The organism is Clostridia bacterium (genome assembly GCA_017620395.1).
Lineage (GTDB): Bacteria > Bacillota > Clostridia > Oscillospirales > RGIG8002 > RGIG8002.
In genome coordinates this window covers 64,153-77,129 of the sequence record JAFZQJ010000026.1, presented here as the reverse complement: position 1 = coordinate 77,129, position 12,977 = coordinate 64,153, and the positions used below count along the sequence as shown (strand labels likewise).

General features: G+C 59.8%; 14 protein-coding genes. All 14 read right to left on the bottom strand.

Translation table 11 applies throughout. The features are described 5' to 3' along the window. Positions 1 to 267: 267 nt before the first annotated feature. Positions 268 to 1,521, bottom strand: coding sequence for a dockerin type I repeat-containing protein (locus J5441_05400; protein ID MBO4934583.1), 1,254 nt, complete (start codon positions 1,519 to 1,521; stop codon positions 268 to 270). Positions 1,522 to 1,727: 206 nt separating this feature from the next. After that, positions 1,728 to 2,552 (bottom strand): hypothetical protein, encoded by an 825-nt coding sequence (locus J5441_05395; GenBank protein ID MBO4934582.1) that lies wholly within the window; start codon positions 2,550 to 2,552, stop codon positions 1,728 to 1,730. Positions 2,553 to 2,719: 167 nt separating this feature from the next. Then, a complete protein-coding gene (locus J5441_05390) occupies positions 2,720 to 3,343 on the bottom strand; it encodes a DUF2344 domain-containing protein (GenBank protein MBO4934581.1) in 624 nt (207 codons plus the stop codon). Further along, positions 3,330 to 5,174 carry a TIGR03960 family B12-binding radical SAM protein gene (locus J5441_05385; protein MBO4934580.1) on the bottom strand — a complete coding sequence of 615 codons (1,845 nt, stop codon included), beginning with the start codon at positions 5,172 to 5,174 and terminating at the stop codon, positions 3,330 to 3,332. Before J5441_05385 ends, J5441_05390 begins: the two co-directional genes overlap by 14 nt. Continuing rightward, complete coding sequence (locus tag J5441_05380) at positions 5,164 to 5,901, bottom strand: hypothetical protein (protein ID MBO4934579.1); 738 nt, start codon at positions 5,899 to 5,901, stop codon at positions 5,164 to 5,166. The genes J5441_05385 and J5441_05380 overlap by 11 nt, the downstream gene beginning before the upstream one ends. Positions 5,902 to 6,104: 203 nt before the next feature. Continuing rightward, entirely contained in the window at positions 6,105 to 6,560 is a 456-nt protein-coding gene (locus J5441_05375; GenBank protein MBO4934578.1) for a GNAT family N-acetyltransferase, read from the bottom strand. Beyond that, on the bottom strand, positions 6,557 to 7,375 hold the full coding sequence (locus J5441_05370) for an SDR family NAD(P)-dependent oxidoreductase (GenBank protein ID MBO4934577.1): 819 nt from the start codon (positions 7,373 to 7,375) through the stop codon (positions 6,557 to 6,559). Before J5441_05370 ends, J5441_05375 begins: the two co-directional genes overlap by 4 nt. A 90-nt stretch (positions 7,376 to 7,465) precedes the next feature. Beyond that, on the bottom strand, positions 7,466 to 8,632 hold the full coding sequence (locus tag J5441_05365) for an iron-containing alcohol dehydrogenase (GenBank protein MBO4934576.1): 1,167 nt from the start codon (positions 8,630 to 8,632) through the stop codon (positions 7,466 to 7,468). A gap of 72 nt (positions 8,633 to 8,704) precedes the next feature. Further along, complete coding sequence (locus J5441_05360) at positions 8,705 to 9,088, bottom strand: acyl-CoA thioesterase (protein MBO4934575.1); 384 nt, start codon at positions 9,086 to 9,088, stop codon at positions 8,705 to 8,707. A 9-nt stretch (positions 9,089 to 9,097) separates the two neighbouring features. Further along, positions 9,098 to 9,928: a 16S rRNA (cytidine(1402)-2'-O)-methyltransferase gene (rsmI, locus tag J5441_05355; protein ID MBO4934574.1), complete on the bottom strand. Its 831-nt coding sequence runs from the start codon at positions 9,926 to 9,928 to the stop codon at positions 9,098 to 9,100. Positions 9,929 to 9,932: 4 nt separating this feature from the next. Continuing rightward, positions 9,933 to 10,643, bottom strand: coding sequence for a methyltransferase (locus J5441_05350; protein ID MBO4934573.1), 711 nt, complete (start codon positions 10,641 to 10,643; stop codon positions 9,933 to 9,935). Between the two features lie 147 nt (positions 10,644 to 10,790). After that, positions 10,791 to 10,961, bottom strand: a complete 171-nt coding sequence (locus J5441_05345) for a 4Fe-4S binding protein (GenBank protein ID MBO4934572.1) — start codon at positions 10,959 to 10,961, stop codon at positions 10,791 to 10,793. Between the two features lie 124 nt (positions 10,962 to 11,085). Further along, positions 11,086 to 11,946 (bottom strand): stage 0 sporulation family protein, encoded by an 861-nt coding sequence (locus tag J5441_05340; GenBank protein MBO4934571.1) that lies wholly within the window; start codon positions 11,944 to 11,946, stop codon positions 11,086 to 11,088. Between the two features lie 29 nt (positions 11,947 to 11,975). Continuing rightward, on the bottom strand, positions 11,976 to 12,974 hold the full coding sequence (locus J5441_05335) for a hypothetical protein (protein MBO4934570.1): 999 nt from the start codon (positions 12,972 to 12,974) through the stop codon (positions 11,976 to 11,978). Positions 12,975 to 12,977 lie beyond the last annotated feature (3 nt).

The window sequence follows — 12,977 nt, the reverse complement described above, 5'->3', positions numbered from 1 at the left end:
TTTATGAAACAATAAACTCCGAATAATAATAGGGCTTAACAAGTGATCGCGATAAAAAAGCGCACGCCCGCGGGCGTGCGCTTTTTTACTTGCTATTCATCTGAATACGCTGCCGTCGGCGGCGAAAAGCTGCCTGCGGACGCACCGGAAACCGGATAATTAACAAAAACGGCTCACGAAATTGTGAGCCGTTTTTAATATGTTTTACCACCATGCAGAAAAGGACTGCGCTGTCGGCGTTTTCGCTTAACAGCCCATCACCGCGGTTTATCCGAGCGAGCTTTGATCCGCCAGCTTCGCGGCTACGCGAAGTATCGCCAGCGCGTCGTTTACCTCGATTTTGCCGTTGCCGTCGATATCTCCGATCCGCAGATCTTCTTCAGTCGCCTCAACGAGCTTCGCGGCGATACGCAGCGCTTTCAGCGCGTCCGCGACGGTAATCTCATCGTCGCCGTCCATATCGCCCTTGACTCCGTCGCTCCATACCGCGGCGATGCCGAAGTTATAGTCCATAAACAGAACTTCACCGGGCAGATAGACCCTGCCGCCCATCATCCAGCAGACGAAATGCTTGCCCGAAGGCGCGGTGAAGCCGCATTCCGGGAACGCGAACGGACCTTCGCTGGCACGGTAAACTGATTCCATCGTTCCGCTGCCGCCGTTTGGATCGAACGTCGCGGCGTATTGCGCCTCCGCAACGGTCGGACGGACGACTGCGTCGTAGCCCTCGTAAACGGGTATCCCGGCGATGATCGTATCGCTTGCCGCGATCTCCTCGAAATAATCCGGGTATTCATATCTGTAATAACTCAGCTCGAAGCCGTCGGCAATCGCTTCCCCGACGGTTCTGCCGACCTGGGCAAATCCCACCGTGCCGTTCGTAGTGCTGCGCCTCATATTCTTTATTATGACATTCTCGACGCTCGAGTAATCGAACGCGGTACCATAATTGATAAAGGTCGCGTCCTTGATCACAATGGTTTGATTCTCGCCGTTGTCGCCGTCAACGTAGAAGGCGTCGCCCGCCGTGCCCGCGTTTTCGAACGTCACGCCGTTGACGTCTACCGTGAAGGGCTGGTTGTGCATAACTTCTGTGCTGTGGAAAGTGACCGCGTGGGCGGTCGTATCGGTCAGTATCTTTCCGGTGCCGACGGTGTCTGTCAGATGATACGTCGCGTTGCATGCATAGTTCCAGACCTTCAGAACGCATGAGCCGAGGTCGAGGACGTGGCCGTTCAGGTCGAGGATAAGATTATAATTGTCATACCCGTTCATCCAGACAAGCTGCTCACTGGAATCAAGCTCGACCTTGATATCGTCCTCCATGCGAATGACGACCGTGTAAGTTTCATTATCGTCGGTTTGCCAGAGCGCGTCGTGAAAGTCCTTCGAGCTTCTCACGCGCAGGACGGTGGCGCTCGCGTCGCCCGCGGACGCAGCCGGCGCCGCCGAAAGCGCCGCAAGCAGCATAGCCGCTGCTACCGCCACGGAAATCAGATTTTTGAAAATGTTTCTTTTCATTCTTTTTTCCTCCGTTGTTTTTATCTGCGCGAAATCGCGTCAAGCGGTCAGTATTACATATATATTTTATCACAGAATTGAAAATCGGTCAACCGATTTTTGAAAAACACCCGCCCTTACGCGCGCAAAAACGGCGCCTCCCCCGGATGAGGAAGGCGCACGGTATTTCGAACGGCTTTCGGCTTGCTTCGCACGGAACGGCGGCGTTACACCGTCAGTTCAAGTCCGTCGTATGAGGCGATAAAGCCCTCGCGTTCGGCGATCTTCGACATATCGCGGTAGAGGGTGCGGACGCCGTTATGCGAAAAGTGGTTGAGCACGAAAACGGCGCTTTCGTCCGCAATCCCAAGCGACTTCAGTCTGTCGCGCACCCTTTTGCAGCGACCGACGCACATATGTCCGTCGTATTCGATATCGTCAACGTCGCCGTCGTTGCAGTCGAGCGAAACGAGCGACAGCCGGACGTTCGACCGACCGAGGTAATCCCAGGTTTCCTCAGGGAAGGGGCCGGTGTCGTGCGCGTAGAGGATCGACTTGCCATCCTGCTCGAGCAGGTAGATATACGGATGAGGAATGCCGTGGCTCGCCTTCAGCGCGGTCACGCGCACGCCGCCCGCGTCGAACGGCGCGAACGGCGGCTCGAAACGGCAGACGAGCGCGCCCTTTGCGGCGGCGACGCTCTTTTCAAGCGCTTCGGCGACGTCTTCGCTGCCGTGCACGGTCAGCGGCGGCATTCCGTCGCGGTGTGTAAAGCCGGGGCTGACGTAGAAAAACTCCGGCACGCAGAAGTGGTCGCTGTGGACGTGGGTTATCAGGCAATGGAAAACGCGCGTCATATCCAGCCCGAAGCGTTGCGCGTTCGCGGCGGTGTCGCCGTTGAGATCGATGAGCAGCGTATCGTTGATAAGCGCCTGCGAACGCAGACGCAGTTCGCGGCCGCCCGCCTTCCGCGCTTCGCGGCAGGTCTCGCAGGTGCAGAACAGCGCCGGTATCGCCTCCGCGGCGGCGGTGCCGAGGTATTTGATCTTCATGTGGTTTTCTCCTTTTGAGTTTGAGCGCGGTAATGTCATTCCGAATGAAGTGAGGAATCCCCTGCCGGTTGCTGACGGTGTGAGATCCTTCGGTTCGCGCTTCGCGCTCTCTCAGGATGACACGAACACTATATACTGCGCGGCTGCGCAGGCGATCGAGATCGCCACTACCTGAACACGCTGCCGTCGGCGGCGAAAAGCTGCCTGCGGACGCAGCGGAAGTCTTCGATGCCAAAGCCGCCGTAGGTATTCAGCGCCTCGACGACGTGGCGCGGATTGAGGCAGCTCTCCCCCATCGGAAGCGTTATCTCGAGCGCGCCGTCCGCGCTTTCCGCGCTTATCAGCGCGTCGTGGACGTCGACGGTTATCTGTCCGCGCTTCGTCTTCTTCTCGATGACAAGCCCGCCGCGCGAAAGCGTTTCCGCCGCCTTGTCCGGATCCGCGTCAAAGCGCAGCGAATACTGCACGGAGGCGGCGTCGGAAAGGTCGGTCTCCGGCTCGTAGGCGTCGGTCACACGCAGCAGGTCGGGCAGCACGGCGCGGAGCCGCCGCGCGACCTCCGGGCAGGGCGTTTCGTCCGTCAGGCGCATATCGAACGCTTCGCACAGGCTCTCGTAGCCGAGCGAAAGCGGCGGCAGGAAGTTCATCTTTATATGCGGGTTGAAGCCCTCGGTGTAATACACGTTCAGGTCGGCGCGTCTGACGGCACGGGCGAAGGTGCGCACGAGGTCAAGATGGGAAACGAAACGCGCGTCGCCGGTCTTTTCGTATCTGACTCTAACGTTTCGCACAGTACCTTCCCCCTCCCAGCGACGCGGCGCCGCAGCCGAGGCATTTCTCGGCGCAGTTGGGCGAGGCGGCCGCCTGCTTCGCTTTTTCGTATTCGGATATGAAGAATCTGTCAGTTACGCCTATGTCTATATGCGACCACGGGAGCAGCTCGTCCGTACCGCGTTCGCGGCAGGCGTAGTCGTCGCCGTTTACGCCGCATTCGGCGAAAATCTCTTTCCAGAAATCGAGCGAGAAGTTCTCGCTCCAGCCCTCCAGATAGGCGCCGCGCTCGGCGGCGAGCGCCATCGCGGGAACGAGGCGGCGGTCGCCGCGGGCGAGCACCGCTTCGATATACGACGTATCCGCGTCGTGCGTGGAGAGCTTTATCTTGTTGGAACGGACGTGCTCGCGCAGGAGCTTCTGCTTGCGCGAGTGCTCCTCCGCGGTATCCTGCGGCACATATTGGAACGGAGTGAAGGGCTTGGGCACGAACGCCGCGACGGAGAGCGAAACGGAAACGCTCCTGCCCTTCTGCCTGCCCTCGCTCGCGTAGTAGGCGTCTACGACCTTCTGCGCGGTGTCGGCTATGGCGACGATATCCTCGTCGGTTTCAAACGGCAGGCCGAGCATAAAGTAGAGCTTGACGGAGGTGAAGCCGCCGCCGAACGCCGCGTTCACGGCGCGCATTATGTCCGCTTCGTGCACGTTTTTGTTTATCACGTTGCGCATGCGCTCGCTGCCCGCTTCGGGCGCGAGGGTAAGTCCGCTTTTACGGAGCTTCTGCACGCGCTTCATCAGCTCGATCGAGAAGTTGTCGACGCGCAGAGAAGGCAGCGCGAGGTTTATCCCCTTCGGCTCCGCCCACTCGTTGAGTCCGTCGACGAGGCCGCTCAATTCGGGGTAGTCGCTCGTGGAGAGCGAAAGCAGCGAGAGCTCGTCGTAGCCGGTGTTTTCGCAGAGCGTTTTCGCGGTGAAGTTGAGCGTCGCGGCGCTCTTGGTGCGGAAGGGGCGGTAGATGAACCCCGCCTGGCAGAAGCGGCAGCCGCGTATACAGCCGCGCTGCACCTCGACGGAGGCGCGGTCGTGGACGATCTCGCCGTAGGGCACGACGTAGCTCTCCGGATAGAACGCTTTGTCGAGGTCTTCGATGATGCGCTTTCTGATCCGCGCCGGCGCTTCCGGACGGTTAGGGGTTATCGATCTGATCTTCACGCCGTCGTATTCGACGTCGTAAAATGACGGGACGTATATGCCCTTTATTCCGGCGAAGCGGCGGAGCGTTTCGGCGCGGCCGCAGCCCTCGCGCTTGCAGGCGCGGATGAGCTCGAGCGTTTCGTCGCCGACCTCCTCCCCTTCTCCGAGCACGACGAGGTCGACGAAGTCGGCGATCGGCTCGCTGTTGTAAGAGCACGGGCCTCCGACGATGACGAGCGGGTCGTCTTCGCCGCGGTCGCGGGAGTAAAGCGGAATGCCCGCGAGCTTCAGCATCTGAAGCATCGTGGTGTAGGAAAGCTCGTATTGAAGCGAGAATCCGACGAGGTCGAAGGACGCGACGGGCAGCTTGTTCTCAAGCGAAAAAAGCGACGTATCCGTCTCGCGCATAAGCTCTATCATATCGCGGTCCGGCGCGAAAACGCGCTCGCAGCGAACGAAGTCGAGCCGGTTCGCCGCGGAATAGAGTATCTTCATACCGATATGCGACATGCCGACTTCGTAGAGGTCCGGGAAGCAGAACGCGTAGCTGACCTCGGTAGAAGCCGGATCTTTGATGACGGAATTGACCTCTCCGCCGCAGTAGCGGGAGGGCTTCTTTACTTCCGTCAGTCTTTTTTCGATATCGCTATAAGCCAAACTTCAACACCTCTCGGAACGAAGGTATGAACAGATACGCCAGCAGCAGTCCCAGGCCGAGCGCGGCGAGGGAGATGATGACCGCCGTCTGCTTTTTCGTTATCTTCTCCGTCTTCACCTCCGGCAGTCCGCCGATATGCGGAAGCGCGCGGAGCATCGCGGCGAGGAAGACGCAGAGCAGGAATATTTCAAGCGGCAGCAGGACTATGTTCTTGCCGACGCGGACGGTGACCGCCGCGGCGAACGAGCCCGCGCTTATGAAACCGTAGTGATAGTTCAGATACGTATTCAGCAGGACGTTGTAAAACACCGTGTCCGCCGCCTTCGTCAGCGCGACGCGGCCGACGGAGAGCCCCTTCTGCGGGAGCGTGCGGTGATAAAGCAGCGAGCCGAAAAGCAGCCCGCGGAACGCGAATGAGATCACGTAGCCGAGCAGGAAGCCGTTGCCCTTCATCAGCGTTTCAACGAGAAGCTGATCCATAACGCCGAGCAGCACCGTCGGAACGGGGCCGTACAGCGCGCCGCAGAGCGCGTAGATCAGGAACGAGAACTTGATCTGCAGCGCCTGCCCGAGCAGCGGTATCGTGAGCATTCCGAAGACGTAGCAGCACGCGAGCATGACCGCGAGCACGCAGACGGTCGGCAGCTTCGTCAGCTCCAGCGCCGACGCCTTCAGTACCTTGAACGGATTTACGAGCCGTTCGTTTACGGTTTTTGTTTCATTCATAACAATACCTCCCCCATACATTCTCGCAATGATATCGGGAAGATATTTCAGCCGATATTGACAGCGGGATGCGGCGCGGACACCGCGGAACGTTCCTTCGTCCGCCGGGCAACTCCCCGTCCCGACGGCACTTCACGCGTCCGCGCCTACTCTGTATGACGTGTTTATTCTATCACGGTTTTACCGTTAATGCAAGCGAAATATCAAAAGAGGCGGCATATCATATTAAGCGAATCCGGCGCGTCATCGTCGATATATCCGGAATCGGTGAAGCCGTGTTTTTCATAAAGGCGTATCGCCGCGAGATCGGCTTTTTTCACGCAGACCTCGACGTGATCGTAATGCCCTTCTTTTCGCAGCTCGTCCAGGATCAGCGCGAGCGCGGCGGAGCCGTAGCCCCTGCCCTGAAACTCCGCGCCTATCATGAACTGCTGCAGGTCGTATCCGAGCGGCTCGTCGGCGAACTCCCTGACGAGCGCGACGCCGACGACGGTTCCGTCGTTTTCGACCGCGAAAACCCTCGCGTTGCAGTCGCGGTAGACGTATCCTCTCGCGATAATGCCTATCGCGGGCGCGAGGTATTCCTTCTGGTCGTCTCTGACGGTCAGAGAAGCGACCTCGAGCCAGTTATCTTCGGTAACGCCGGTAAGTTTTATCAATTCGCAGCCCTCCGGGTTTCGATCTGTTCTTTCGTGAATTCCACGAGCGGCTCTATATCCCGCTTCGCTCTGCGGCAGGTGCGGTTCAGCTTCGGGTAGCCCCAGCCGCCGAATATCTTATTCGGCCCGACGACTCCGGCGTCGGGAACGTCGTGCGACAGTATCCACGCCGCCGCGAGCGACGACTTCTCCGCTGAGTTTATCGGCACGATCTTCGACAGCGCGTCCATCCCGCCGAGGAAGTGCGACGCGATCGGCGTCTTCGCGATTCCGGGGTGGACCATATAAACGCGGACGTTCGTATCCTTGTACTTCTCCGCGAGATAGCGCGAATAGCGCGCAAGGCAGAGCTTGGAACGCGCGTACGCGCCGCGGCTGTCGTCGAAGCGCGAAAGCTTCACGCGCGCGACCTTGTGGATGATCGAGATCGTGTTGATATACACGACCTCGCGCCCCGACGCCGCGAGCTTCGGAAGTATCTTTTCGCTCAGGTAATAAACGCCGATATAGTTCGTGCCCATCACCAGATCGAAGCCGTCCTTCGTCTTCTCGCCGCGGCGGTGGAAAAGCCCCGCGTTGTTGATGAAAACGTCAACGTCCGGCAGCTGCTCCGCAAAGGCGTCTATCGAAGCGAAATCCGCCATGTCGAGCCGCGTCACGCGGATATCCGCTTCGGGATAGTCCGCGAGCAGCTTTTCGCGCGCGTCCGACGCTTTTTCAAGATTCCTGCACGCCATAATCACGGACGCGCCGAGGTACGCCATCGTTTCGGCCGTCTTGAAGCCGACACCGCTGTTCGCGCCGGTTATCAGCACGGTCCTGCCCTCAAGGGAGCGGGCGCAGTTCTCTTTTATGTATTTCTTCGTTTTTTCCGAAAGAGCCGTAATTATACTCCCCTTTCAGCGTCAGAGGCACGCTCTGTATATCTCGACAATGTCTTCGTTCGTCAGCGCGACGAAGGCGTTTTTGAGGTAGCCGCCGAAATTCGCGTGCGCCGCCATCTCTTCAAAGTGCTCTTCGTCAATGTTCAGTTCGCGGAGCGTCATCGGGATGCCCGACTCTTTGAAGAAGCTCTCGAGCCTGTCGATTCCCGCGTTCGCGAGAGCAAGCTCATCCTCGCCGTCGAAGCCCCAGACGTTCTTTGCGAATCTGACGAACCTCCACGCGCAGGAGGGGTCCTTTTTCAGTATGAAACGCATCCAGCGCGGAGTCAGTATCGCGAGCCCGACGCCGTGGGTGATGTCGTAGAACGCGGAAAGCTCGTGCTCCATCGAGTGGCACGGCCAGCCGGTATCCTGCTTGCCGTACTCGGGAATGCCCGAGCAGGCGACGGACGCTATCGCCATCAGGTTGGCGCGCGCGGTGTAGTTATCCGGCTCCGCGAGCGCGACGGGAAGGTATTTTATCGCGGTCTTCAGCACGCCCTCCGCGATGCAGTCGGAAAGGTCGCTGTCCTCCGTGCGCGAGAAGTAGCCCTCGAAGATGTGGCTCATTATGTCGGCGGTTCCCGCGGCGGTCTGGTACTTCGACACCGAGAAGGTGTAGGTCGGGTCGCAGATTGACGCGGCGGGATAGGTATACATATTGCCGAGCTTCTCGTTCGTTTTAAGATTCGTGATGACTCCGCCGCCGTCGAACTCCGAGCCGGTGGCGCTGAGCGTGAGGATATCCACGAGCGGGAGCGCCTTCAGCACGCCGTGGCGCGAAGCGACCATCTGCCAGAGGTCGCCCTCGTAAAAGACGCCCGTCGCGATGGCTTTCGAGCAGTCGATAGTGCTGCCGCCGCCGACAGCGAGGATGACGTCGATATCGTTCTCCTTGCAGAGACGGACGCCCTCCTCGACCGATTCGATCCGCGGATTCGGCTCGATGCCGGCAAGCTCGGTCACGGTGAAGCCGCCGTCGCTGAGGATACGCATTACCTCGTCGTAAAGCCCGATCTTCTTGATCGAGCCGCCGCCGTAGGTAAGCAGGACTTTGCTGCCGAACTGACGGAGGATACCGTCGAGGCGGCTGATCTGCCCCTTGCCGAAGTAAAGCTTCGTGGGGATACTGTGGACGTAATTGAGCATGGTTGACCTCCTGTTATTCGCCGCGTCCGGACGCGGCCTCCGTTTGCTGCGCTTCGTAAATCGCGCGAAGCTTCACGACGCTTCCGGCGCCGCCTTTTTCAGCGACGTCACGCGCCCGCCGACGACGAAGCAGTTGCGCGACGTCGCCACGGTGCAGAGGCAGCCGGCCGTCAGGTTGTAAAACTCGTAGCCGAGCTCCATGACCGCGCCGGTGTATTTCAGGATCGTAACGCGGATCTCGACCTCGTCGCCGAACGTGACGGGGCGTTTGTAGTCGACGGAAATATTGACGATGGGCGACAGAATGCCGTTCTCCTCCGCCTCCTTGAAGCTGATCCCGAATTCCGCGACGGCCTCTATGCGCGCCTCTTCCATCCACTTGACGTAGTTGGAGTGGTGGACGACGCCCATTTTGTCGACTTCATGATAGTGCGCTTTACGTTTGTAAACGAGCATATATGTCTCCTATTCGCCGGCGCAGAGCTTGTACGCTTCGCCGCGCGAAAGCCCCGTGCGTTTAGCCGTCTCCTTAGCCGCGGCGCTGCGGCTCATTCCGGAGGCGAGCAGTTCGCGCATTACCGCTTCCGCGTCGGCAGAATCAGGCTCCGCCCGGTCCTTCGCGCCCTCGACGACGAGCACGAACTCGCCGCGCGGCGGGGTTTCTTCAAAGTAAGCGCACGCCTCCGAAAGCGTCGTGCGCACGGTTTCCTCGTGCAGCTTCGTCAGCTCGCGGCAGAGCGCGATACGGCGGTCGCCGAAGACGGCGAGCATATCCGCGAGGGTACGGCGGAGCTTATGCGGCGCCTCGTAAAACACGAGGGTGCGGCGGTCGTTTTTCACCTCGTCCAGATGCTCCCTGCGGCGCTTGGCGTTGACCGAGAGGAAGCCCTCGAAGGCGAACCTGCCCGTTTCAAGCCCGCTGACCGCGAGCGCGGAAATCACGGCGCTCGGCCCGGGGACAACGCGGACGGGAACGTCCTCTTTCACGCAGAGCGCGACGATTTCGCCGCCCGGATCGGAGATGAGCGGCATTCCCGCGTCGCTGACGAGGGCGCATATCTCCCCCGCCTTCAGCCGCTCGACGATCTCGCCTGAGCGGGTCGCTTCGTTGTGTTCGTAATAGCTGACGAGCGGCTTCTTCACGCCGACGCTGTTGAGCAGCTTCATCGTCACGCGGGTGTCCTCCGCCGCGATGAAATCGGCGTTCTCGAAAACCTCGACCGCGCGGGGCGAAAGGTCGGAAAGATTGCCTATCGGCGTTCCGACTATATAGAGCGTGCCTTTTTCAAAAACCATAGCTTCACTCTCCGTAGACGCGCGCCGCTTCCGCGGTGTACGCGCCGTTTTCGTAAAGTATGAACGGGCGCTCCTGCGCTTCGCCGGAGCCGCCCTTTACCGCCTGCGCGAGGAACGTTTTCGCCTTCGCGCCGCGCTCGTGCACGATAGGACGGATCAGCTTCGGGCAGAGGCAGTTTTCGCGCATAAGCGCGAGTATCTCGTCCCTGCGTTCGGCGCGGTGGACGATGAACAGACTGCCGCCGCCGCTAAGCAGAAACGCCGCCGCTTTCACGACGTCCGCGGCGGTGCAGAGCGTCTCGCGAACGGCTATCTCTGTCAGCCTGTCAGACGGCGCTTTGCCGCCGCCCGCCTTCATATACGGCGGGTTGACGGTGACGCAGTCGAAAGCCGCCTTTTCGAGCAGCTTGTCAACCCGTCCGACGTCGCCGTTTATCACGTTTATCCTGCCGCCGAAGCCGTTGACGGAAGCGTTTTTCGCTGCGGTTTCACAGGCGGTTCCGGATATTTCCACGGCGGCGAAGGATACCTCCGGTCTTCGTTTGCATACGAGCACGGGGATCACTCCGCTGCCGGAGCAGAGGTCGCAGAAACGGCTGCCTTCCCCGCGCTCCGCGGCGAAGGCGGCGAGCAGCACCGCGTCGGTGCCGCAGGGATATACCCCCTTCGGCTGAAAGAGCGTGTAACCGCCGCCGAGATCGACCGTTTCCTTCATAAACACCTCAAGGCCGGCCGCGCGGCCGGCAAATACCGTCTATATACAACAATAGGGCGCACGGCACAAAACAGACTCGGATATCTCCGTTTTCCGTTTCAGCCTCGCACCCTGTTGCGTACGATTTTTCAGCTCAAAGCGCGCAGATTACTGCTGCTTCGGGGCATCCACCGGGCACACGGACGCGCAAGCGCCGCACTCGATGCACTGTTCGGCGTCGATCACGTATCTGTCGTCGCCCATAGAAATGCAGGAATTGGGGCATTCAGCCTCGCAGGAACCGCAGGCGATGCACTCTTCACCGATAAAATAAGCCATTCATAACACCTCCGTTTGAGTAACATTTTAGCACATATTCTGAAATATGCAACACTTTTTTTCAAAAAACCGCCGAAAATCGCGGCGCAAAGGCGTCCGCGGCGCGTATTTCGCGCGCAAAAGGCTATTCGAGGTCCTTCAGGTCGTCCATTTCCTTCTTGTCGACCTTGATGTCGCCGTCCTTCAGAAGCTTGACTTCGTCGCGCTTGTAGCTTCTGACGCTCTCGGGCGCTTTCTCGAGCGTGACCTTCAGGTCGCCGCGGAGCAGCGAGACCTCGGTGACGGTGCCCTTCCCGTCCGGAGTTCTGACCTGCGCGCCGACCTTGGGAGTCATTTTCCAAAGCGAGCGGTATGCCTCCTCCTCGTATTTCAAGCAGCACATAAGGCGGCCGCAGGTGCCGGAGATCTTGCCGGGGTTGAGGCTCATGTTCTGCTCCTTCGCCATCTTGACGGAAACCGGCTTGAAATCGTCCAGGAACGCGCAGCAGCAGAAGGGTCTGCCGCAGATGCCGAGCCCGCCGATCATCTTCGCCTCGTCGCGCACGCCGATCTGGCGCAGCTCGATCCTCGTGCGGAAGGTCGCCGCGAGGTCTTTTACGAGCTCGCGGAAGTCGACTCTGCCGTCCGCGGTGAAGTAGAACAGTATCTTGCCGCGGTCGAAGGTGTATTCGACGTCGACAAGCTGCATTTCGAGCCCGTGCTCCGCGACCTTCTTCTCGCAGATACGGAGCGCTTCTTTTTCTTTTTCCTTGTTTTTCTCGTAGACCTCGTCGTCCGACTTCGTCGCCTTGCGTACGACGTTTTTCAGCGGAGAAACGATCTCGGAGTCGTCCAGCATCTTGTTGGCGAGGACGACGGAACCGTATTCAAGTCCGCGAGCGGTCTCGACGACGGCGTTTTCGCCCAGAGAAAGTTTAAGTCCGTTGGGGGCGAAATAGTACATATTTCCGCCTTCCTTGAACTTTATGCCTACTACTTCTGTCATAATATCACCTCTCGCTCACCGAGCGTTATTCATTTATTCTCACGGCGCGCCGCGGCGACCTTTACGGTCAGCTCGGTCACGGCCGCGTTGACGTTGACGAAGGCGGAAATATCGTTTTCCGCCGCCGTAACGTATTCGTACACGTTGATCAGCGTCTGATACCCCACCGCGGAAGCGGCCTTGCGCTCCGCCGCTTCGATAGGCAGCTTCGACGCGTCCGGCACGCCCGCCTTGACGCGCACCGTTTCCGCGACCGCCGCCGCGATCGCCGTCAGCAGACTGCGCGCTTTGTCGCGGCTGTCGGGAAGCGATGAGAAGGTCATCATCAGCGCGTATTCGTCGCCCGCGGCGAGCGCGCCCAGGAACTTCTCCGCCGCGGTTATGCCGGCGGCGAGTGTTTCGCCCTTCAGAAAGCTTTTCGCGGCTCCGACGAAGCCGCCGGAAAGGCGGATCGCCGTCTCTATCTTTGCGTCGTCGGCGCCCCTCACCTTGCCCAGCGCCGCCCTCGCGTCCGCTTCCGAAAGCGGCTCCATCGAGTAGCAGACGGCGCGGGAAACGAGCGTAGGCAGCAGGCCGTGGCGGTTATGCGTCAGCAGGAGGAAGTACACCCCCTCGGGCGGCTCCTCGGCAAGCTTCAGCAGGGCGTTCTGTCCCTGCGGAGTCACCGCCTCGGCGTCCTCGACGATATACACCTTGCATCTCGCGCTCGTGGGGTTGATATACACCTCTTCGCGAAGTGCGCGGATCTCGCTGACGCCGACGGTCTTGTTTTCGCTTTTCAGCGGAACGATGTAATGCACATCGACGTGTCCCGCCGCGGCGCGTTTGCAGTTGCCGCAGACGCCGCATGGGCGCGTTTCGCCATCGCACATCATCACGCGGCAGAAAAGCGACGCGAAGGTATGTCTGCCGGAGCCGTCCGGCCCCTCGATTATCCACGTGTGCGGCACGGCTCCCGCCGTCACCGCGGATGAAAACGCGGAAAGCAGCGCCTTATTCCCTTTCAGTTCAGTCAGATCAAACTGCATACC